This is a genomic window from Actinomadura madurae (assembly GCF_900115095.1).
GTDB lineage: Bacteria > Actinomycetota > Actinomycetes > Streptosporangiales > Streptosporangiaceae > Spirillospora > Spirillospora madurae.
The window spans coordinates 102,944-124,638 of record NZ_FOVH01000002.1 but is presented as its reverse complement, the minus strand read 5'-3'; the positions used below and the strand labels follow the sequence as shown (position 1 = coordinate 124,638).

The window sequence follows — 21,695 nt, the reverse complement described above, 5'->3', positions numbered from 1 at the left end:
CCGCACCACCCCCGGACGGGCCAGTATGCCCGCGGACGCGCCGCCCGTCTTCGTCCGGACGGACGTTCGGGCGGTCGCGTCAGGCGGTCGCGAACCGGACGGCGGAGACGATGACGACGGCCGCCGCCAGCACCCAGTAGGCCGCGGAGGCGAGCGCGACGTCCCGCACGCGACGGGTCTCCGGGCGGCCGGTGAAGGTGAGCGCCCAGGCCAGCAGCGGCAGGACGAGGATCGCGTGCATCGTCACGGCGTGCGCCGGCTTCAGGGCGGCGACGATGTGGTAGGCGGCCTGCTGGTCGCCGGTCCGCACCGTCGTCACGCCCCGGGCGATCATCACGGCGCCCGAGGCCAGCGCGAGCATCAGCGCGACGAACCCGGAGCGCACGGCGAGGCGCATGCTGGGCGCGACGTCGGGATTCCGGCGGAACGCGGCCACCGCGAGCGCGACCAGCGTGACGACGAGGATGCCGCCGCCCGCGGCCAGCATCCGGGTGACGGCCGTGTCGAAGGCGGTCTCCTCGTTGAAGTGGGACGGCACCTTCCGCCACGCCTGGAGGGTGATGAGGGAGACCTCGGCGACGCAGTCGGCCGCGAACACACCGATGATCACGTTCCGGGCGCGGTCGCCGAGCCGCACGAACGAGGCCACCCAGGCGATCGTGACGAGCGTCAGGCCGAACGACAGCCCGAAGGTGACGGGTTTGCGCCAGGACACCGGTCCCGTCCACGGCCCGCCGTCAATGGCGAACACCACCAGGTGCAGCAGGCCCGAGAGGAGCAGCAGGGCCCCGATCGTGTAGGCGGCGCGCTCGACGCGGCGCCCGTTCGACCAGAAGGAGCGCAGCCCCCGGATCGCGTCCATGACGGGGAACCCGCCGCCCGCGACCTCGACCGATCCGGCCATGTCCGCCTCCGAAATGAGTGAGTGCTCACCCAGTATGGATGAGCACTCACGCGGAGCACAACCGGTCAGCGCAGCGCCGCCTCCACGGCCGGCACGCGGATCGTGCGGCGGGCCGCGCCGTAGGCGGTCGCGCCGGTCAGCACCGCGGCGAGCGCGACGACCCCGAGGTAGGTCCACACGCTCCCGTCCGGGGCCAGCGTGTCCCGCCGGGCGAGGCCGAACGGCACGACCGTGAAGACCGCGGCGACCGTCCCGCAGACCACGCCGGTGACGGTCAGCACCGCCGATTCCACCGCGACCGCGCCGAGCACCTGGCGCGGGGTCGCGCCGGCGAGCCGGGTCTGGCCGAACTCGCGGCCGCGGTGCGCCGTCGCCGCGATGAGCGTGTTGACGAGCATGATCGCGGCGAACAGCACCACCATGCCGATGACGACGAGGTTGAGCATCTCGATGCTCTTCTGCTCGGCGTCCTTGGCCAGCCCGGCCGCGTCCATGGCCGCGTTCTCGGCGGCCTGCAGGAACAGCGTGCCGACCGCGATGCCGACGAACAGGATGACCGGCGTGACCGCCGACGCCAGCGCCCCGAGGCGGCGCCGCATGGTGGTGATCGCCAGGTCGCCGGCCGCCCCGCCGAGCAGCCGGACCGGGCGCGCCAGCAGCGCCGTGACCCCGCGCATGATCGCCGGAGCCAGCAGCGCCAGCGCGATCGAGGCGAAGATGTCGGCCTGTCCGGACGTCGCCATCGCGTCGGTGCCCTTGCCGTCCATCAGCGTCACCGTGACGACCGCCTCGCTCACGGCGACCAGCAGGAACAGCACCGCGAACACGATGCGCTTCCTGCTCAGCCGGCCGGTGTCGACGGCCGCGTCCGCCATCGACTCGGCCGCCCGGACCCGGACGGCGCGGCGCGCGGTGATCAGCGCGGCGCCGGCCGCGGACACCAGCGTGATCCCGATGCCCATCGACAGCGCGATCGGACCGAAGGAGTGGGCGACGCCCGCGGGCACCTGGCCGGTGTCGTGCAGCATCCAGACCAGGCCGCGCCCGATCAGCATCGCCGGGACGATGCCGAGCAGCGCCGCCACCACCGCGAGGCCCGCCGCCTCACCGACGATCATGCGGCCGACCTGGCCCGGGGTCGCGCCGACGCTCTTCAGCAGCGCCATCTCCGCGGCCCGCTGCCGGACCGACAGGGTCAGCGTCGAGGTGACGGCGAAGACCACCAGCAGCAGGCCCCAGCCGCCGACGACGTTCGCCATGATGACGAGCGTGTCCCGGGGCGGCCCGGTCACGCCGCTCGCCCGCGCCGTGTCGAGCATCGAGGCGAACGCCATGATGATCGCCGAACCGAGGAACATCGCGAGGAAGCTCGCCGTGAACGCGCTCGCGCGCCGGCGCAGTGAACGGATCGCCAGACCGAACATGTCACGCTCCCGCCATCGTGCGCTGCCGCTCGACCTCGTCGGCCAGGTGCGTCATCCGCTCCGCCACGGCCTCGGCCGTGGGCGCGGTCTGGTGGCCGACGATCCGTCCGTCCGCCAGGTACAGGACGGCGTTCGCATAGGACGCGGCGACCGGGTCATGGGTGACCATCACCACCGTCTGCCCGAACGTCCGCACCGACTCCCTCAGCAGGCTCAGCACGTCACGGGCGCTGCGCGTGTCGAGCGCGCCGGTCGGCTCGTCCGCGAACACCACGCGCGGCTCGGTGACCAGCGCCCGCGCGATCGCCACCCGCTGCTGCTGGCCGCCGGACAGCTGCGCCGGCAGGTGGCCGAGCCGCTGCCCGAGCCCCACCCGCTCCAGGATCTCCCGCGCCCGCGCCCGATCGGGCCGGCGGCCCGCCAGCTTCAGCGGAAGCACCGTGTTCTCCATGACGGTCAGCGTCGGCAGCAGGTTGAACTGCTGGAAGACGAAGCCGATCCGCTGCCGCCGGAACCTCGTCAGCGCCGCCTCCCCGTCGCCGGTCAGCTCGGCGCCGTCCACGAAGACCCGGCCCTCGGTCGGACGGTCCAGGCCCGCCGCGCACTGCAGCAGCGTGCTCTTGCCCGACCCCGACGGGCCCATCACCGCGGTGAACGACCCGGCCGGCAACGACAGCGACACGCCGTCCAGCGCGGCCACCTGGTTGCCCTCCGTGCCGTACACCCGGCGCACGTTCTCCAGCCGGAGCGCCTCGCCGGGCCCCCCGGGCGCCCGCCGCGGCTCCCTGCTGCGTCCGAACATCGTCTTACCTCCCGCCCGGCGCCCCCTCGCGGGGCGCCTCGGGAACGAAGCTACGGACGGCGAAGGCCGCCGAGGATGGGTCCAGCACGCCGATCGGGGTAGGCAAAACCCCACCATCGCCGGGCCCCGCCGTCGTGCCGGCGCGGGGGTGCCCAGTAGAGTCGCCCCCGGTGCGGCGGGAGGCCCGGCCCGGCCGGCACCTCCCGCCACCAGCACGCCGACCGGGAGGCTCCGTGCAGGCCACCGCCGCGATCATCATCTTCGTCTGCGCGTACGTGATGATCGCCTCGGAGAAGGTGCACCGGACGGCGGTGGCGCTCGGCGGCGCCGGCCTGATGCTCCTGCTGCACGTGACCGACGCCGAGGACGCGTTCTTCTCCCCCGAGTCCGGGATCGACTGGAACGTCGTCTTCCTGCTCCTCGGCATGATGGTGATCGTCTCGGTGCTGCGGCGCACCGGCCTGTTCGAGTACGTGGCGATCTGGGCCGCCAAGCGCGCGCGGGGACGCCCCTACCGGCTGATGGTGATGCTGGTCGCCCTGACGGCCGGGGCGTCCGCGCTGCTGGACAACGTCACCACCGTCCTGCTGATCGCGCCCGTGACCTTCCTCGTCTGCGAGCGGCTCCGCCTGGCACCCGAGCCGTACCTGATCGCCGAGGTCATGGCGTCCAACATCGGCGGCACCGCGACGCTCGTCGGCGACCCGCCCAACATCATCATCGCCAGTCGCGGCGGACTGTCGTTCAACGACTTCCTCGTCCACCTCGCGCCCCTCGTCGTGCTGCTGGTGATCGTCTTCTGCGGGCTGTGCCGGTGGCTGTTCCGCTCGGCGTTCCGCTACGACCCCGGCCTCGCCGCCGAGATCATGGAGCTGGAGGAGCGGGAGGCCATCACCAACCGGCGGCTGCTCGCGCAGGGACTCGCCGTCCTCGGCGTCGTCGTGGCGGCGTTCGTGCTGCATCCCGTCCTGCACTACGAGCCGTCCGTGGTCGCGCTGCTCGGCGCCGGGCTGCTCGTCGCCGCGACCCGGGTCACCACCGAGGAGGCGCTCGCCGAGGTCGAGTGGCCCACGCTGGTGTTCTTCGCCGGCCTGTTCGTGATGGTCGGCGGGCTCGTCCGGACGGGCGTCATCGGCCAGATCTCCGAGGCCGCCGCCGACGCCACCGGCGGACGGCTCGGGGTCGCCGCGATGCTGCTGCTGTGGGCGTCCGCCGGCCTGTCGGCGATCGTGGACAACATCCCCTATGTCGCCACGATGAGCCCGATCGTCGCCGACCTGGCCGGGCAGTACCCGGGCACGGAGGGGCACGTCCTGTGGTGGGCGCTCGCCCTCGGCGCCGACCTCGGCGGCAACGCCACCGCGATCGGCGCGAGCGCCAACGTCGTCGTGCTCGGCATCGCCGCCCGCAACGGCACCCCGATCAGCTTCTGGCGCTTCACCCGCTACGGGCTCGTCGTCACCCTCGCCATGGTCGCCCTGTCGACCCCCTACCTCTGGCTGCGCTACCTGTGAGCCATATCCCGGACGGGATCGGTCAGGATGAGGGGATGGACGAAGTACCTGAGGACTGGGACCGGGCCCTCGCGGTCGTGGCGCACCCCGACGACCTGGAGTACGGGACGTCGGCGGCGGTCGCCAGGTGGACGGGCCAGGGCAAGACCGTGACCGAGGTGCTCGCCACCCGCGGCGAGGCCGGGATCGACTCGATGGACCCCGACGAGGTCCGCCGGATCCGCAGCGCGGAGCAGATCGAGGCGGCGCGGATCGTCGGGGTCGAGACCGTCGAGTTCCTCGACCTGCCGGACGGCATGCTGGAGTACGGGCTGCCGCTGCGGCGCTCCATCGCCGCCGCGATCCGGTGGCACCGGCCCGAGGTCGTCCTGTCGGTCAACTTCCGGGAGACCTTCCCCGGCGGCGGCTTCAACATGGCCGACCACCGGGCGCTCGGCCTCGCCGTCGCGGACGCGATCAGGGACGCGGCGAACCGGTGGGTGTTCCGCGACCTCGACCTCGAACCGTGGCAGGGCGTCCGGTTCGCGCTCTTCGGCGGGTCGCCGTCGGCCACCCACTACGTCGACGTCGGCGGCCACCTGCAGGCGGGCATCGACTCCCTGCTCGCGCACCGGGTGTACTTCTCGAACCTCGGCGCCGGGTTCGACGCGGCCGCGTTCCTCACCGGCATGGCCGAGGAGGGCGGGCGCGCCGCCGGCGTCGAGCACGCGATGACGTTCGAGATGATCGGGTCCTAGCGTCGGGCGTTGGGCCGCTTGCCCTTGTTGTGCTTGCTTCTCTTGCGGGCACGGCGTTTGCGCGTCTTCTTCGACATGCCCTGATTGACCACCCGCGGGCCGTCCAAGGCAAGGAATCCGCCCGGCGCAGACGGCAGGAACCCGCCGGGGCGCACGTCCGAAAAGGCGTGTGCCCCGGCGGGCGGTGATCCGGCGCAGGCTCGTCCGGCGCGGGACCCCGGAGGCCCCGGCGGGCGGCCGGCGAGGCTCGGCCTCAGCGGACCTCGGTGATCTCGGGACCGCGCTCGAAGGGGTTGAAGGTCTCCTCGGCCTCGCCCTCCTGCTCCTCGGCGCCCTCGCTGAACTCCTTGGGGATCTGCAGCTCCAGCAGGTCGCGGGGAGGCATCGGGGCGTCGCCGCGGTGCACGACGATGCCGCTCAGCACGTCCTCGAGGACCTGCCACTGCTCCTCGTCCTCGATCGCGGCGCCGTGCACCGTGGCCTGGAGGAACCAGCGGGGGCCGTCCACCCCGAGGAAACGGATGATCTGCGGCGCCCAGCCCTGCTCGATGAACTCGGCCGGGATCTGCTCGCGGACCTCCTGCGGCATCTCCGCGAGGACCTCCTCGGTCAGCGCGGCGGGCACCATCGCCAGCAGTTCGGGGCCGAACGGGCCCTCGCCCTCCTGGATCTGGCCCTGGGCCTCCTCCTGGATGTCCTTGGCGGTCTCACGGCGCACGTCCTCCCAGATGCCGCTGCGCTTCGGCGCGGCGAACACCTGGAGCTGCATGGCGCTCTCCTCGTACTGCACCAGCACGGCGACGGGCCGCCCGTCCAGCGGGTTGCCCTCCTCGTCCACCTGGGTGGCCTCGAAGTTCACCTGGAAACCCAGTCCCGGGGCGACCGGCACCTTGAGCGCCCCGAAATCGAGCCGCTGCAACTCGGGGAAGGAGTCCCCCGAGTCCCACGGCCCGCCCGTGGCCGACTCCGCCTCGGCGGGAGCCTCCTCGGCGGTCTCCGCCGGCTCCTCGGCCACCTCGGCACCCTTCTCGGGCTCCTCGGCCTGCCGGCGACGTCCAAAAGCCACGACTCACGCTCCTTCTCGACTGTGCTCATTGTTCCCGGACCCGGGCGCCGGGCCGAATCCGCCGGTCGACCCGAGGCCGTCCGCTCCGCGCGCCGATCCGGGAAGGTCGGCGACCTCGTGGAACACCGCCCGCTCGACCCGCTGCACGACCATCTGCGCGATGCGGTCTCCGCGCCGCAGCGTCACCGTGGCGCGGGGGTCGGTGTTCAGCAGGGTCACCTTGATCTCACCCCGATAGCCGGCGTCGACCGTTCCGGGTGCGTTGACTATGGTCACTCCCAACCTAGCGCCCAATCCGGACCTCGGGTGAATGAAAGCGGCGTAGCCGTCCGGCAGGGCGATCGCCATCCCGGTGGGCACGACCGCGCGCTCCCCCGGCGGCAGCTCGACGTCCACGGCGGTGACCAGATCGGCGCCCGCGTCGCCGGGATGGGCGTACTGCGGCAGCGGCAACCGCGGATCGAGCCGTTGGATCAGCACATCGACCTTGCTCACGGGTTCCACCTCACGCGCTCAACCTGCCGGAAAACCCCACGACCCTACCCAGGGCACCGAGCCCGGCCGCCGCTGAAACGCCGCCGCCGCGCGAGAGTCCGGCAGTTGACCCTACCCGGTCCCGGACGTGACCACTTCCGGAAGGTTTGGCCCCGAAGCTCCAGATCACGCGTAGCGTCACATCTGTTACCCGCGGTGCTTCTGTGGGACATGCGTCCCACAGGAAGGGGACGACATGGGCAAACCTGGACGCGAGGTCACCCATCGGTCGCTGGACGGTGTGCGCGTCCGGCTCTCCGGCAAGCACGACTTCCGGCATCCGTGCACGTCGGTGGCGCGGATCGCCGACGGCGGCCGGCTCCACGAGATCTCCTCCGGCACCCGCGAGGACGCGCTCGGCTGGGCGGAGGACATCGGGCTCGACCGCTTCGAGGAGGAGTTCCACCTCCAGGGCGGGCGGCTGCGGGTCGGCCGGACGGCGACCCGCGACCCCGACACCGGGCTGCGCGACCCGGTCCTCGCGGCCGTGTGGGAGGGCCGCCGGCACGCGGTGTTCACGCACCTCTACCACGGGCGCCCCGCGGACGCGGTGGCCTTCTTCGGCACGCTGCGGCTCACCGAGCACGCCGACGGCGTGACCGCCGTCCCGCGCGGGCGGGCGCGCCGCCCCGACCCCGCCGAGATGGTCAAGGAGGTCCCCGGGCTCGGCCTCCTGGAGATCACCCCGCTCACCACGCAGACCCGCAGGAGGCTGCCGCCGTGGCGCGGCGCCTCGGTGGCGGGCGGCGAGCTCTTCCAGGACACGGTGGAGGGCCAGGGGCCGTACTTCCTGCTCGCGCTCCGGTCGCTGCTGGTGACCGTGCTGCCCGAGGAGGACCAGGTACGGGAGACGCCGCGCCGGCTCGCGGGGCTGGCGGTCGAGGCGATCCGGTGACCGCGCTGCTCGCCGGCATCGCGGCCGTCACGGTGCCGCTCGTCCTGCTGGCCTCGCTCGCCGGGCAGCTCCGGAGCACGGCGGCACTGCCGTCGGCGCTGCGCGCGCACGGCGTGTTCCCGCCCGCCCTCGCCGGCGCCGTCGCGGCGGCCGTGATCGCCGTGGAGGCGGCCACGGGCCTCGCCGGCGCGGCGGCGCTGCTGCTCTGGCGGGACGGGCCCATGCGCGTGACGTGCGCGGCCGCGGCCGCCCTGCTCGCCCTGTACGCGATCTACGCGGCCCATGTCTCCCGCACGCGGCACGGCGTCCCGTGCGGCTGCGCGGGCGCCCGCACACCGATGACCGGCTGGGTCGCCGGACGGGCCGCCGCGCTCTCCGCGCTGGCGGCGGCCGGCGCCCTGCACGGCCTCCCCGCCGGTTCCACCGCCTCCGAGCTGTTCGTCGCCGGCACGGCGGGCCTCGGGTTCGCGGTGATCCTCTGGACGCTCCCGCACGCAATGATCGAGGAGAGGAGGACGGCCGGATGACCTTCCAGACCAGCGCGCTGCTGCTGTCGTGGGTGGCGATCCTGCTGCTCGCCCTGGTCGTCGCCGGTCTGGTCCGGCAGGTGCACGCGCTCGGCCAGGGCGCGTCCCCGCGGCCGGGGCTCGGCCCCGCGCCCGGGACGCGGGCACCGGCCTTCGAGCGGCTCGGGCCGGGCCTGCTGCTGTTCCTGGACCGCGACTGCGGCGTCTGCACCGACGTGCTGGCCGCCGCCGGCGCCCTGGACCGCCCGCTGCACGCCATCTTCGCCGGCCCGCCGCCGGACGGCGCGTCCCGGCCCGGCGTGACCGTGCTGACCGGCGAGCAGGACGGCCTGTTCGCCGACTACGCCGTCCCCGCCACGCCGTTCGCCGTGCTCGTCGGCGCCGACGGGCGGGTGCGGTCCGCCGAGCCGGTGGGCTCCGCCGAGGCCCTCCGCGACCTCGCCCTGGAGGGGGCACGATGATCGAACTGGAGGACATCCCCCCGCTGCGCGGCCCGCGCCCCGAGGGGGCAGAGCGCGTCCGGCGCCGTCCCGTCCCCGCGGACGAGCCGAGGTTCCGGCCGGTGCGGCGCAGCGTCCTCACCGGCCTCGCCGCCGCCGGCGCGACCGCCGGGCTGAAGGCCCTCGGCGTCTTCCCGCCCGCCCGCGAGGCCCTCTCGTCCGGGTTCCAGCTGGTCGGCTACTACGACATCTATCCGCGCTGCCCGTCGTACGCCGCCAACCACAACTGCTCCCCCGGCTGCGGGCCGAGCTACGCGTGCAGCTGGTGCTGCCGGACGAGCGGCAAGTACAAGGGCTTCCACAAGTCCGGGGTGTCGCACCCGGGCTGGTACAAGCTGCGGCCCGGCCAGTGCTACAGCGGCGGCTACGACGGATGGCTCTGGGCCTACTCCAAGAGCTGCGGCAAGTGCAAGAAGGGCGTCACCTGGCGCTGCCACGACGGCTGGAAGAAGTCCAAGAAGGGCAACTGGTACAAGACCATCTGCCGCAAAGCGACCGCGTGCAAGAACTGACCGCGGGACGGCTGCGGCGGGGTGCGACCGATCCCCTGATCCCCGTCGCGGCCCTCGCACTTCTCGCGGTCTCCGCCGCCGCCCTGGACGCCACCGTCCTGTGCTGGGCCTCGGTCGGCGCGCTCGCCGGGTTCTCCCTGTCCGGCAGCGTTTGAACGCGCAACAGCGAATCCGTGCTGTTCTCGCCAGGTTGGCGGGCCCCGATACGGCAGGGCGGGATCCTGGCCGTCTTCACCCTCGGGCTCCTGCTCGGGGGCACGCTGAGCGCGACGGTGATCTGGCTGCTGTCGGGCCTCTCCGCGCCGCTGCCGCCGTCCGCCCGGACGGCCGCGATCCTGGCCGTGGCCGCGGTGGGCGTCGCCCGCGAGCTCGGCCTGATCCGCATACCGCTCCCCCAGAACGCGCGGCAGATCCCGCAGGAGGTCCTGCAGACCCACCTGCGCCGCGGCACCCTCCAGTTCGGCTTCGAGCTGGGCACCGGCGTGCGCACCTACGTCTCCGCCACCGCGCCCTACGTCCTGGCCCTGGCGCTGCTCCTCGTCCACGAGAGCCTGCCGGTCACCGTCCTGACCGGCACCGCCTTCGGCCTGGGCCGGGCCCTGAGCGCCCTCCTCACCTACCTGGCCCGGGACGACCACCGGGACGCCACGGTGGCCGCCCGGCTCCCCCGGATGAAGACCACGACGGCGGTCGTGTCGCTGATCGCACTCACGCTTCTGCTCACGGGGTGACGAGGCTGGAACCGGACATGGGCGTCGGGCGTCGGGTATGGCAGAGTCGCCGTGGAGGTGGGCCCGTGTCCTGGTCGCTGGTGGTCGCCGCGATCGTGCGGTGGTTCGCCGTGGCCGAATGGCTCGGCTCCGCCGCTCCTGGGCAGTCCGTGCTGGTGGTCATGGGCTCGTTGACCGTGGCGGGGCTGCTGGTGCTGGCGGCCGTGCGCGTCCGCGCGGCGTGCCGGGGACGGCGGGCCTCACTGGCGCGGGTGCGGACGGCCCTGCGCGAGCGGACACTGCGCACGGCGTTCCTGCCGCAGCGCGACCCGGACGCGGCGGGACGGCCCCGTCCGAGGGCACCCGGAACGGGGATCGCGGCCGCCTGAGCGCGGCCGATACGCCATCGATCCCCACGTTCCGGAAGGCTCTCTCATGTTCGACATTCCTGTCTCGATCGCCGCTGCCCTGGTGGGCGGGCTGGCGGACGCCCTGGACCCGGTCGCCGGCGGGCCGGCCACCGCGCTGGCGATCGTCCTGTTCACCGCGGCGGTACGGCTGCTGCTCGTCCCGCTCGCGATCTCGGCGGCGAAGGGCGAGCGGACGCGGGCCCGGCTGCTCCCCCAGGTCCAGGCGTTGCAGAAGAGGCACGCGAAGAATCCGCAGCGGCTCCAGCGGGAGATGGCCGCGCTCTACGAGAAGGAGGGCGCGACGCCGCTCAGCGGATGCCTGCCGATGTTCGCGCAGGTGCCGTTCTTCATGGTGATGTACCGGCTGTTCGTGTCCGCGACGGTCGCCGGGCACCAGAACCTGCTGCTCACGCACACGCTGCTCGCGGCGCCGCTGGGCCAGAACTGGATCGGCGTCCTCGGCGGCGGGCTGCTCTCGCCGCCGTCGCTGGTCTTCCTGGGACTGTTCGCGCTGCTCGCCTGCGTCGCCGTCTGGACGTCGCGGCGGGTCACCGCCGAGGGGCCGATGGGCGTCGCGGCGCGGCTCATGCCGTTCGGGACGATCGCGGTCGCGGCGTTCGTCCCGCTCGCGGCGGGGTTGTACCTGCTGACGTCCGGGGCGTGGACGGCGGTGGAGCGGGCCGTTCTGCACCGCAGGATCGTGGCGGCCGGCTGATCGGTCTTGACGGATGTCCGGCGGGGTCGGTTCGATGGAAACCGAATGGCGTTCTGACTTCTGAGGACGGTGTGCGGTGACCGCGACGCTAAGGGCGACCGAGGACGACCTGTCGGACCTCGCCTTCTGGTCCCTGCCGCCGGCCCGGCGGCTGGAGGCCTTCGCGCGGCTGCGGGAGCGCGAGTCCCCGGCGTTCTTCCCCGAGCTCAAGCTGCCGTTCATCAAGACCGGACCGGGCTACTACGCGCTCGCCCGGCACGCGGACGTGGTGGAGGCCAGCCGGACGCCGGAGGTCTTCAGCAGCGAGCCGTGCTCCAACAGCATCGCCGACCTGCCCCGGTACATGGCCCGCTACTTCGGCTCGATGATCAACATGGACGACCCGCGGCACGCCAAGATCCGCCGGATCGTGTCGCGGGCGTTCACCCCCCGCGTCCTCGCCAAGCTGGACGCCGACCTGCAGACGACGGCGACGCGGATCGTCGACGACCTGCGGCGCAAGGGCTCCGCCGACTTCGTGACCGACATCGCGGCCCGGCTCCCCGTGCAGGTCATCTGCGACATGATGGGCATCCCCGAGCGGGTCCGGCCGATGGTGTACGACCGGACGAACATCATCCTCGGCCTGGGCGACCCCGAGTACACCGGCGGCAAGGACTTCAACCGCGACGGCATCACCCGGATCGGCGTCCTGTACGGGCTGCTCAAGGCGATGACGGCCGGATACGAGCTGAACCACCTGGCGATGAAGCTGGCCCGCCGGCGCCGCCGGTACCCCGGCGACGACCTGGTGTCGCGGCTGGTGTCCGCCAACGTGGACGGGGAGTCGCTGACCGACCAGGAGATCGGTTCGTTCTTCATCCTGCTCGTCGTCGCCGGGAACGAGACGACCCGCAACGCCATGACGCACGGGCTGAAGTTGCTCACCGACAACCCCGAGCAGCGGGCGCTGCTGACGGAGGACTTCGAGGCGCACATCCCGGGCGCGGTGGAGGAGATCGTCCGGATGGCGACGCCGGTCATCCAGTTCCGCCGGACGGTCACCCGCGACCACGAGATGAACGGCCACCAGTACAGGGCGGGCGACAAGGTCCTGCTGTTCTACAACTCCGCCAACCGCGACGCCGAGGTCTTCGAGAACCCGGACGTCTTCGACATCACCCGCTCCCCCAACCCGCACGTGGGGTTCGGCGGGCCGGGCCCGCACTTCTGCCTCGGCGCCAACCTGGCCCGGCAGGAGATCACGGTGATGTTCCGGGAGCTGTTCACCCGCGTCCCGGAGATCCGGGCCGCCGGTGAGCCGCAGATGCTCTACTCCAACTTCATCAACGGCATCAAGCACCTGCCCTGCACGTTCTGAACGGCCCCCGCGACTCGGCGGGCCCGGCGCCCTACGTCGCGGGAGCGAGGACGACGTCGACGGTCAGGTCGGCGGGCGCGTCCTCCAGCGTCAGGTCGGCGATCCGCCCGGCCGCGGCCAGATCCGGCCGCGCGATCCGCATGACCTCGGCGCCGCGGACGACCGCGCGGGACACGTCGGCGCGCATCGACGCCTTCGCCTCCGACTTGGCCTTGCGGACCTGCCGGAGCGCCTCCCCCGTCGCGGCGAGCACCGCCGGGTCGCCGCCGCGGGGCAGTTCGGCGACCGTGGGCCAGGACGCCGTGTGCACCGACCCGCGCCGCCACCACGACCAGACCTCCTCGGTCACGAACGGCAGGACGGGCGCGAACAGGCGCAGCAGCACCGCGAGCGCCGTGCGCAGCGCGGCCCGCGCCGACCGCGCCTCGGGGCCGTCCCCGTAGGCGCGCGCCTTGACCAGTTCCAGGTAGTCGTCGCAGAACTCCCAGAAGAACCGCTCCGTCCGCTCCAGCGCACGCGCGTAGTCGTAGCCCTCGAACGCGTCCGTCGCGTCCTGGACGACACCGGACAGCGCCGCCAGCATCGCCCGGTCCAGCGGCTCGGTCACCGGGGCGTCCGCGGTGACCTCGCCGAGCCCGAGCACGAACTTCGACGCGTTGAGGATCTTGATGGCCAGCCGGCGGCCGACCTTGATCTGGCCGGTGTCGAACGCCGTGTCGATGCCGGGGCGCCCGCCGGCGGCCCAGTAGCGGACGGCGTCGGAGCCGTACTGGACCAGCAGGTCGATCGGCGTGACGACGTTCCCCTTCGACTTCGACATCTTCTTGCGGTCCGGGTCGAGGATCCATCCCGACAGCGCGGCGGCCCCCCACGGCAGCGAGCCGTGCTCCAGATGCGAGCGGACGACCGTGGAGAACAGCCACGTCCGGATGATGTCGTGCGCCTGCGGCCGCAGGTCGTAGGGGAAGACGCGGCCGAACAGGTCGGCGTCGCGCTCCCAGCCGCCCGCGATCTGCGGGGTCAGCGACGACGTCGCCCAGGTGTCCATCACGTCGGGGTCGCCGACGAAGCCGCCCGGCGTGCCGCGCCGGTCCTCGGTGAAGCCCGGCGGGACGTCCGACGACGGGTCGACCGGCAGCGCGTCCTCGGACGGGACGATCGGCTCGCCGTAGACCGGGTCGCCGGAGTCGTCCAGCCGGTACCAGACGGGGATCGGCACGCCGAAGAAGCGCTGCCGCGAGATGAGCCAGTCGCCGTTCAGGCCCTCGACCCAGTTCTCGTAGCGGGCCCGCATGTAGCCGGGGTGCCACTCCAGCTCCCGCCCGCGCGCGAGCAGCTCCGCGCGGACGCCCTCGTCGCGGCCCCCGTTGCGGATGTACCACTGCCGGGTCGTGACGATCTCCAGCGGCTTGTTCCCCTTCTCGTAGAACTTCACCGGCCGGCTGATCTTTCGGGGTTCGCCGTCGAGGTCGCCGGACTCGCGCAGCAGCTCGACGACGCGCTCCTTGGCGGAGAACACCGTCCTGCCCGCCAGCTCGTCGTACGGCCGGGCGGGGACGCCCTCCGGCGGGTCGGCGGCGAGGCGCCCGTCCCAGTCGACGACCGCGCGGGTGGGCAGGTTCAGCTCGCGCCACCAGGTGACGTCGGTGACGTCGCCGAACGTGCAGATCATCGCGATGCCGGAGCCCTTGTCGGGCTCGGCGAGCCGGTGCGCGACGACCGGGACGTCGACGCCGAACAGCGGCGTGCGGACGGTCGTCCCGAACAGCTCCTGGTACCGCTCGTCGTCGGGATGCGCGACCAGGGCGACGCACGCGGGGAGCAGTTCCGGCCGCGTGGTCTCGATGTAGACCGGGCGCCGCTCGCCGTGGAACCGGATGCGGTAGAAGGCGCCGGGCTGCTCGCGGTCCTCCAGCTCGGCCTGCGCGACGGCGGTGCGGAACGTGACGTCCCACAGCGTCGGCGCCTCGGAGACGTACGCCTCGCCCCGGGCGAGGTTGCGCAGGAACGCGCGCTGGGACGCCGTCCGGGCGGTGTCGCCGATGGTGGTGTAGAGGTGGTTCCAGTCGACCGAGAGGCCGACGCGGCGCCACATCTCCTCGAACGCCTTCTCGTCGACCTCGGTCAGCCGTTCGCACAGCTCGATGAAGTTGCGCCGGGAGATCGGCCGCTGCCGTTTCGGATCCGGCTTGGCGGGCGGCTCGAAGTCGGGGTCGTAGGGAAGCGATGGATCGCACCTGACACCGAAATGGTTCTGCACGCGGCGTTCGGTGGGAAGCCCGTTATCGTCCCATCCCATCGGGTAGAAGACCGCCCGACCGCGCATGCGGTGGAACCGCGCGACGGTATCGGTGTGGGTGTAGGAGAAGACGTGGCCGACGTGGAGGGAACCGCTCACGGTGGGCGGCGGGGTGTCGATCGAGTAGACCTCGGCACGCGGCCGGGTGCGGTCGAAGCGGTAGACGCCCTCCTCCTGCCAGACGCGTACCCACTTGTCCTCCAGGCCGTCCAGGGAGGGCTTCGGAGGAACGTGCGGAGTACGCGGCTGCTCTGTCATGCGCTCAATGGTATTGACAACGGCCCGGGTCGCACGCTGATTACCCGCGCGGACGCGGCGATCACCTCCACCGCCGGGGGCGGACCGTTCCGGTAGCGTCGGAGACGACAGACGAGTGGAGGACGAATATGGCGGACAAGGGCGACATCGGCTGGCGGGTGATGGCCGGCGCGGCCGCATTCGCGGGCGGCTTCGTCGCGAAGAAAGTGATCACGCTGGCCTGGAAGAAGAGCACCGGCAAGGAGCCGCCGACCAATCCCGAATCCCCCGACGTCGCGCTGACCGAGGCGCTCGGGTGGGCCGTGGTGATGGGGGTGGGCATGGAGATCGCCCGCCTGCTCGCCACCCGTGCCGCCGCCCGCCAGTGGGCCAAGGGCACCGGGGAGCTCCCGTCACATCTCAAGGCCGAGGTCTGACCCTGCCCGCGGCGACGCGGGCCGGCTAGGGCGTGAGGCCGCGGGTGTCGTCGCCGGGAAGCCTCGGCGGGATGCCGGCGGTCTCGCGCAGGTCGTTGCGGAGCTTCGTCGCGAGGGCCCGGGTCGCCGAGCGGTTGAGCGCGGCTCCCGCGGCGGCGCCGGTGAGGAAGGGGCCCATCGTGCCGAGGCTGCGGCCGAAGGTGCGGAGCATGCGCTTGCGCAGGGCCGACTTGGCGGCCGTTCCGAGCGCGCTGGTGAGGGAGCCGGTCTCCAGCGGGTTGATGCCGCGCTGCCGCGCCCAGGACGTGACGAAGGCGGCGCCGCGGGCGGTGCCGGTGCCCTGCACGCGGACCCCGTACACCTCGTGCAGCTCGGCGATCATCTTGACCTCGACCGCCGCGACGACGAGCGTCTCGGCGGCGAGCTGGGCGGGCGCCGTCAGCAGCAGCGGCGGGGCGGCGAACTCCACGGCGGCCAGCGCGCCCCCGGCGGCGCCGATCGTGGTCGTGGTGTTGCCCGCCACCTTGACGATCCGGTCGGCGAGCTCCTCGCCCATCAGCCCGTGGTGGTGCGCCTGCAGCGTCTCCAGGTCGCGGATCGTGATGTGCGGCGCGACCTCGACGAGCAGGTCGGCGAGCCAGCGGCCGCGCCCGATCCCCGCGGCGCCCACCTTGCGGGCGCTCTGGCCGAGCAGCCTGGCCAGTCGTCCGAGCAGGCGGCCGCGGGTCTCGCGGTCCATGTCCTCGTCGGCGGTGAGCCGTCCGATCAGCTCACCCAGTTCCGTGGAGCCGTCGCCGGGCGCCGGCTCCACCTCGTCACGGCGTCGTTCTATCTCTCCCGCCACCCCGCGGCCACTCCCGGTCAGGCGGCGCACTCGCGGCAGATCGGCCGGCCGTTCTTCTCCGTGGCCAGCTGACTGCGGTGGTGCACGAGGAAGCAGCGGGTGCAGGTGAACTCGTCGGCCTGCCGCGGGACCACCCGGAAGGTGAGCTCCTCGTTCGACAGGTCGGCGCCCGGGAGCTCGGCGACCTCACCGGCGTCCAGGTCCTCGTCGATGATGCTGGCGGCCTTGTCGGCCCGCCGGGCCTGGAGCTCCTGGAGGCTGTCCTCGCTCAGGTCGTCATCTGTCTTGCGTGGGCTGTCGTAGTCGGTCGCCATCTTCTATCTCCATCCCCCTCAGGTCTTTATGCGCCCCGTCGCGCGGATCTAACGCTCGGGGGACCGTTCTTGTGCCCGATCCGGGCCGGAAATTCTGTCACGGTTGGTGACCTGCGACACACGAGGCGCGACCGTTCCCACGAGTGACACCCATCACCCGGATCTTTCCTCGTACTGTGTCTTCCGTCACATACCCGGCGAATGCCACGGCCCGGTCCGGAGGGCCGGGACACCTGCCGGGGTTCCCGCGGCGGCGGGGATCATATCGGTCCGGGGGGCGTTGCGCGCGCCGACCGGCCCGGCACAGCGAGATGGCCCGATCCGGCTGGCGGAACTTCGAACCAGACGCTTCGGTGAAACGTCTGAACTAACGCGATATCGTGCCCGCCTGAGATTGGGGGCGGACCCCCTGCGGGGGCCCGGCCCGGCGATCGCCGGCTACGGAACTCCGGAGACGGGTCCGGCGCACAATGTCGCGGACATCACTGCGGGTCACTGGAGGGTCAGATGCCGGATGCCGCTCCGCTGGAGCCGGGCGATCCTAGGGCACTCGGACAGTACGAGGTCGTCGGACGCCTGGGCGCCGGGGGCCAGGGCGCCGTCTTCCTGGGCAAGGCGCCCGGAGGGCAATACGTCGCGGTCAAGCTGCTGCACGCGCAGATGGCCAACGATCCCGCCGCGCGGGCCCGCTTCACCCGTGAGGTGTCGGCGGCGCAGAAGGTCGAGCCCTTCTGCACAGCGCGCGTGCTGGAGGCCGACGTCCACGGTGACCAGCCGTACGTCGTCAGCGAGTTCATCGACGGCCCGTCCCTGCACGACGTCGTCGCGCACGACGGGCCGCGCAGCGCCGCCGAGCTGGAGCGGCTGGCGATCGGCACGGTGACCGCGCTCGCGGCCATCCACGAGGCCGGGATCGTGCACCGCGACTTCAAGCCGAACAACGTCATGCTGGCGTCCGACGGCCCGCGCGTCGTCGACTTCGGCATCGCGCGGACGGTGAACTCGCAGGAGAGCGCCGTCACCGCGACCGGCATGGTGGTGGGCACGCCCGGCTACCTGGCGCCCGAGCAGCTCACCGGCGCGCCGCTCACCCCGGCCGTCGACATCTTCGCCTGGGCCGCGACGATGGTGTTCGCCGCCACCGGGCAGTCGCCGTTCGAGGCCGACACGCTGCCGGTCATCATCAACCGGATCCTGAACGAGGACCCCGACCTGTCGGCGCTGCCGCCGGGCCCGCTGCGCGACCTGATCGGGCGCTGCCTGTCCAAGGACGCGGGGCTGCGCCCGCCCGCGCCGCAGCTGCTGCTGAACCTCCTCGGCCACGTCGGCGCCGCCCCGGCCGGGCAGGGCGCCGGCCAGGAGGACCTGCTCAACCAGGGCACCCGGATCGCCTCGCAGCTTCCGCCGCCGCCCCCGGTGCCGCCCGCGCCGCGGCCCCAGCCGCAGCAGCAGCCGATCACCCCGCCGCCGATGCCGCTGCACCAGGGCGGCATGGGCGGCAACATGGGCGGGCCGAACACCCCGCCGCCGCAGCCGATCACGCCGCCGCCCATGCCCATGTACCAGGGCGCGCCGATGCCGCCGTCGCCGCCCCCGATGCAGATGCAGCAGCCCGTCCCGCCGGGGCCGGGGTACGGGCCGCCGAAGCAGTCCAGCTCCGCCGGCCCGATCATCGCGATCGGCTGCGGCGCGCTGGCGCTCATCGTGATCCTGGTCGTCGTGGTGCTGGTCATCATCGGCGCCAACAGCGACGACGACCCGCCCGTGACGACGTACACGCCGCCGACGAACACCTACACCCCGAGTGACAGGCCGACGACCAGCACGACCGGCGGGCTGCTCGGCGTGTGGGACGGCAACGGCAACCAGCCGAGCGCCTCGTCCGGGCACACGAGCTTCCAGGTGCGCTTCGCCCTGCTCTACACCAGCGGCACGGCCCGGTACACCTACCCGTCGGGCGCGCAGGACAACTGCTACACCAGGCTGTCCCTCATCTCCGACGACGGCGACGGCGGAAAGGTCGAGTACCGCGAGACCCCGATGGCGGGGATGGACCCGAAGGAGTGCGCCTCCGGCTACATCACGTTCATCCCGTCCAGCTCCACCTCGATGCGGTGGGAGTGGCGGCAGACCCAGTCGTCCCCGAGCCCCGACGCCTACGGGACCGTGAGCAAGTGACCGCGGAGGTCGCCCCGCTCCGCCCGGGTGACCCCTCGCAGCTCGGTTCCTACCGGCTGACCGGCCTCCTCGGCGAGGGCGGTCAGGGCGCCGTCTACCTCGGAGAGGACGAGCCGGGCCACCGGGTCGCCGTGAAGCTGCTGCACGCGCGCTTCAGCGGCGACCCGAAGGCGCGGTCCCGGTTCGCGGCCGAGGTCGCGGTCGCCAAGCGGGTGTCGGCGTTCTGCACGGCCCGCGTCCTGGACTCCGACGTCGAGGGCGACCGCCCCTACATCGTCAGCGAGTACATCGACGGGCCGGCGCTGTCGGACGTGCTCACGGCCGAGGGGCCGCGGCGCGGCGCCGACCTGGACCGGCTGGCGATCGGGACGATGACCGCGCTCGCCGCCATCCACCAGGCGGGGGTCGTGCACCGCGACTTCAAGCCCGCCAACGTGCTGCTCGCGCCGGACGGCCCGCGGGTGATCGACTTCGGCATCGCGCGGGCGCTGGACGCCACCGGGACGATGTCGAGCACGGCCATCGGCACGCCCGCCTACATGGCGCCCGAGCAGATCTCCGGCGCGCGGGTCGGCCCGGCCGCCGACGTGTTCGCGTGGGCCGCGACGATGGTGTACGCGGCCACGGCGCGCCCGGCGTTCGGGCAGGACTCGATCCCCGCGGTCATGCATCGCATCCTCAACCTGCCGCCCGACCTCGGCGATCTCCAGGAGCCGCTGCGCCGGGTCGTCACGGACTGCCTCAGCAAGGACCCGGCGCTGCGTCCGGCGTCCCAGCAGGTCCTCGCGCACCTGCTGGAACTGGCCGGGAGCCTGCCGCAGCCGAGCGCACCGCAGGGCGGCGCGGACGCCGTGATGCTCACGCAGGGCGCTCAGACGGCCGCCACCGAGTCCGTGCAGTTGCGCGTCCAGACACCGCCGCCCTTCCCGCAGCCGCCGATCCCCGGACCGCAGACGCCGCCGCCCATGCCGGGCCCGGCGTGGCCCTCCCCCGCCCCGCCGCCCAACGGGGGCACGCCGGGCACATGGCCAAGGGCCGGGCATCCCGGGCAGCTCGGGCATCCCGGCGGCTTCACCACGCCGTCCGGGACGGGCGGGCGGCGCGGCATCACCGTCCTCGCCAGTGCGGGCGGCGCCGCGCTCGCCGTGCTGGTGCTCGCCGCGGGCCTGGCCTACATCCAGCTTCGCGGAGACTCCGAGGAGACTCCGCCGGCGACCGGGCGGACCGGCGGGACGCTGCCGGTCTCGATGTCGTCACCGACGACGATCAAGGGCGAGATCGACCCGTCGCACGCCTACGCCGGCACCGAGAAGTTCCTCACCAAGCAGCTGTTCACCGGCCTCACCGAGCTCGGCGCCGACGGCGTCGCCCGCCACCGCCTCGCCACGTCGATCCAGCCGGACGCCGAATGCCGGCAGTGGACGATCACGATCAAGGATGGGACGACGTTCAGCAACGGCGAGCCCGTCGACGCGCAGGCGTTCGCCCGCGGCTGGGCGCGCAGCGCGGCGGAGAAGACCGGACCCGGCTCGTACCTGATGAACGACATCGAGGGGTTCTCCTCCGTATCGTCCGCGGGGAGCGGGGAGCTGTCCGGGGTCAAGGTGGCGTCGCCCACCACCCTGGTCGTCAGGCTGAGCGATCCCAACTGCGACTTCGGGGCGCGGCTGTCCGAACCGCCCTTCATGCCCGCTCCGCAGGCGGCGGGGAAGCCAGACAACACCGTGTACAACGAGCGCCCGATCGGCAACGGGCCGTTCCGGCTGGAGGAGTACCGGAAGGAGGCGAGCGTCTCGCTCGTCCGCAACACCGCCTGGGCGTTCGGCAAGACCAAGCTGGACCGCGTCACCGTCATGCTCGGCAGCGACCCCGCCAAGGGACGCGCGGCGTACGCGGCGGGCGAGGTCGACTGGTACACGATCGGCACCGAGGAGCTGGCCACGGTTCCGGACACCGGGGTCACCTCCCGTCCCCTGCCGTTCACCAGGATGCTCGTCCCGCTCACGGCCAAGGGCCCGATGAAGTCGAAGGAGGCGCGGGAAGCCGTCTCCTACGCCATCGACCGCGGCAAGCTCAGCCTGACGCTCGGCGGCTTCTCCAAGCCCGCCCACGGCATCGTCCCGGCATCGGTCCCGGGGTTCGGCAAGCCCGGCGCCTGCCCGTCCTGCGACAAGTACGACCCGGAGCGGGCGAAGACGCTCGCCTCCCAGGCCGGGCTCAAGACAGGCGACACCGTCCCGATCTACTTCCGGGAGTCGCCCGTCGACAAGCGCCTGGCCGAGGTCGTCGGCCAGCAGCTGAGGTCGGTGCTCGGCCTGCGGGTGGAGATGAAGTCGTATCCGGTCGCCGAGTTCACGAAGTACCGCGAGGCGGTCATCGCCGGGGACGCGTCCGGGCTGGCCTTCCTGCCCTACGGCCCCGACTACCCGGGCGCCTACACGATGCTCTGGCCGCTGCTGGGCGGCGACCTGGTCGCGACCAGCGGCAACGCCTACTACAACCTCGGCAAGTACAAGAACGACCGCTTCGACAACCTGGTCTCCACCGCGCTCAGGACCGGTCCGGCCCAGAACCGCACCGAGCTGTTCAAGCAGGCCGAGAAGGTGGCGCTGGACGACATGGCGCTGATTCCGCTGGTCAACGACGGCCGTGTCGCCGTCCTCCGGCAGGGCGAGTACGTGAAGCTGGCGATGGACTACGACGGCGACCCGACCGTGGCGACGGCCGCGCTCAAGTAGCCGCTCACGTGACGCCGCTCACGTGACGCCGCTCACGT

The 21,695-nt window shown here is 72.7% G+C and carries 22 protein-coding genes; 14 read left to right on the top strand and 8 right to left on the bottom strand.

Features of this window, described 5'->3' with window-relative positions:
• Positions 1 to 79 precede the first annotated feature (79 nt).
• From BM339_RS06375 to BM339_RS06365, 3 genes are all read right to left on the bottom strand, one after another.
• Positions 80 to 904 (bottom strand): hypothetical protein, encoded by an 825-nt coding sequence (locus BM339_RS06375; protein WP_218163582.1) that lies wholly within the window; start codon positions 902 to 904, stop codon positions 80 to 82.
• 65 nt (positions 905 to 969) lie between these two features.
• Complete coding sequence (locus BM339_RS06370) at positions 970 to 2,328, bottom strand: FtsX-like permease family protein (protein ID WP_021593575.1); 1,359 nt, start codon at positions 2,326 to 2,328, stop codon at positions 970 to 972.
• Position 2,329: 1 nt separating this feature from the next.
• Complete coding sequence (locus BM339_RS06365; RefSeq protein ID WP_021593576.1) at positions 2,330 to 3,130, bottom strand: ABC transporter ATP-binding protein; 801 nt, start codon at positions 3,128 to 3,130, stop codon at positions 2,330 to 2,332.
• Between the two features lie 233 nt (positions 3,131 to 3,363).
• On the opposite strand from BM339_RS06365, the gene BM339_RS06360 reads away from it, so the two are divergent.
• Both BM339_RS06360 and BM339_RS06355 read left to right on the top strand, forming a co-directional pair.
• The gene (locus BM339_RS06360; protein WP_218163581.1) at positions 3,364 to 4,644 is read left to right on the top strand and encodes an ArsB/NhaD family transporter; all 1,281 of its coding nucleotides are present in this window, start codon (positions 3,364 to 3,366) and stop codon (positions 4,642 to 4,644) included.
• Positions 4,645 to 4,679: 35 nt separating this feature from the next.
• Positions 4,680 to 5,381: a PIG-L deacetylase family protein gene (locus BM339_RS06355; protein WP_021593578.1), complete on the top strand. Its 702-nt coding sequence runs from the start codon at positions 4,680 to 4,682 to the stop codon at positions 5,379 to 5,381.
• Positions 5,382 to 5,634: 253 nt separating this feature from the next.
• Here the strand turns inward: BM339_RS06355 and BM339_RS06350 are convergent, their stop codons facing one another.
• Complete coding sequence (locus BM339_RS06350; RefSeq protein WP_024935042.1) at positions 5,635 to 6,447, bottom strand: DUF3710 domain-containing protein; 813 nt, start codon at positions 6,445 to 6,447, stop codon at positions 5,635 to 5,637.
• A 3-nt stretch (positions 6,448 to 6,450) separates the two neighbouring features.
• Positions 6,451 to 6,942, bottom strand: coding sequence for a dUTP diphosphatase (gene dut / locus BM339_RS06345; RefSeq protein ID WP_021593580.1), 492 nt, complete (start codon positions 6,940 to 6,942; stop codon positions 6,451 to 6,453).
• A 235-nt stretch (positions 6,943 to 7,177) separates the two neighbouring features.
• Between dut and BM339_RS06340 the strand changes: the two genes are divergently transcribed.
• From BM339_RS06340 to BM339_RS06305, 9 genes are all read left to right on the top strand, one after another.
• On the top strand, positions 7,178 to 7,876 hold the full coding sequence (locus BM339_RS06340; RefSeq protein ID WP_021593581.1) for a hypothetical protein: 699 nt from the start codon (positions 7,178 to 7,180) through the stop codon (positions 7,874 to 7,876).
• Positions 7,873 to 8,403: a MauE/DoxX family redox-associated membrane protein gene (locus tag BM339_RS06335; protein WP_075020220.1), complete on the top strand. Its 531-nt coding sequence runs from the start codon at positions 7,873 to 7,875 to the stop codon at positions 8,401 to 8,403. The genes BM339_RS06340 and BM339_RS06335 overlap by 4 nt, the downstream gene beginning before the upstream one ends.
• Complete coding sequence (locus BM339_RS06330) at positions 8,400 to 8,864, top strand: hypothetical protein (RefSeq protein ID WP_021593583.1); 465 nt, start codon at positions 8,400 to 8,402, stop codon at positions 8,862 to 8,864. The genes BM339_RS06335 and BM339_RS06330 overlap by 4 nt, the downstream gene beginning before the upstream one ends.
• Positions 8,861 to 9,415 (top strand): hypothetical protein, encoded by a 555-nt coding sequence (locus BM339_RS06325; RefSeq protein WP_075020219.1) that lies wholly within the window; start codon positions 8,861 to 8,863, stop codon positions 9,413 to 9,415. The genes BM339_RS06330 and BM339_RS06325 overlap by 4 nt, the downstream gene beginning before the upstream one ends.
• Positions 9,403 to 9,570 (top strand): hypothetical protein, encoded by a 168-nt coding sequence (locus BM339_RS49635; protein WP_021593585.1) that lies wholly within the window; start codon positions 9,403 to 9,405, stop codon positions 9,568 to 9,570. The genes BM339_RS06325 and BM339_RS49635 overlap by 13 nt, the downstream gene beginning before the upstream one ends.
• A gap of 18 nt (positions 9,571 to 9,588) precedes the next feature.
• Complete coding sequence (locus tag BM339_RS06320) at positions 9,589 to 10,146, top strand: hypothetical protein (RefSeq protein ID WP_021593586.1); 558 nt, start codon at positions 9,589 to 9,591, stop codon at positions 10,144 to 10,146.
• A 65-nt stretch (positions 10,147 to 10,211) separates the two neighbouring features.
• A complete protein-coding gene (locus BM339_RS06315) occupies positions 10,212 to 10,514 on the top strand; it encodes a DUF6412 domain-containing protein (RefSeq protein ID WP_075020218.1) in 303 nt (100 codons plus the stop codon).
• 46 nt (positions 10,515 to 10,560) lie between these two features.
• Positions 10,561 to 11,250, top strand: a complete 690-nt coding sequence (locus tag BM339_RS06310; protein WP_075020217.1) for a YidC/Oxa1 family membrane protein insertase — start codon at positions 10,561 to 10,563, stop codon at positions 11,248 to 11,250.
• Between the two features lie 76 nt (positions 11,251 to 11,326).
• The gene (locus BM339_RS06305) at positions 11,327 to 12,610 is read left to right on the top strand and encodes a cytochrome P450 (RefSeq protein ID WP_024935041.1); all 1,284 of its coding nucleotides are present in this window, start codon (positions 11,327 to 11,329) and stop codon (positions 12,608 to 12,610) included.
• A gap of 31 nt (positions 12,611 to 12,641) precedes the next feature.
• On the opposite strand, the gene valS is transcribed toward BM339_RS06305, so the two are convergent.
• Complete coding sequence (valS, locus tag BM339_RS06300; protein ID WP_075020216.1) at positions 12,642 to 15,167, bottom strand: valine--tRNA ligase; 2,526 nt, start codon at positions 15,165 to 15,167, stop codon at positions 12,642 to 12,644.
• Positions 15,168 to 15,295: 128 nt separating this feature from the next.
• Between valS and BM339_RS06295 the strand changes: the two genes are divergently transcribed.
• The gene (locus tag BM339_RS06295; protein ID WP_021593592.1) at positions 15,296 to 15,583 is read left to right on the top strand and encodes a DUF4235 domain-containing protein; all 288 of its coding nucleotides are present in this window, start codon (positions 15,296 to 15,298) and stop codon (positions 15,581 to 15,583) included.
• A 25-nt stretch (positions 15,584 to 15,608) separates the two neighbouring features.
• Here the strand turns inward: BM339_RS06295 and BM339_RS06290 are convergent, their stop codons facing one another.
• Positions 15,609 to 16,427, bottom strand: a complete 819-nt coding sequence (locus BM339_RS06290) for a hypothetical protein (RefSeq protein ID WP_235206393.1) — start codon at positions 16,425 to 16,427, stop codon at positions 15,609 to 15,611.
• Positions 16,428 to 16,444: 17 nt separating this feature from the next.
• On the bottom strand, positions 16,445 to 16,741 hold the full coding sequence (locus BM339_RS06285; protein WP_021593594.1) for a DUF4193 domain-containing protein: 297 nt from the start codon (positions 16,739 to 16,741) through the stop codon (positions 16,445 to 16,447).
• A 507-nt stretch (positions 16,742 to 17,248) separates the two neighbouring features.
• Between BM339_RS06285 and BM339_RS06280 the strand changes: the two genes are divergently transcribed.
• Both BM339_RS06280 and BM339_RS06275 read left to right on the top strand, forming a co-directional pair.
• Complete coding sequence (locus BM339_RS06280) at positions 17,249 to 18,919, top strand: serine/threonine-protein kinase (protein WP_024935040.1); 1,671 nt, start codon at positions 17,249 to 17,251, stop codon at positions 18,917 to 18,919.
• Entirely contained in the window at positions 18,916 to 21,657 is a 2,742-nt protein-coding gene (locus tag BM339_RS06275) for an ABC transporter substrate-binding protein (protein ID WP_075020215.1), read from the top strand. The genes BM339_RS06280 and BM339_RS06275 overlap by 4 nt, the downstream gene beginning before the upstream one ends.
• Positions 21,658 to 21,695: the final 38 nt, after the last annotated feature.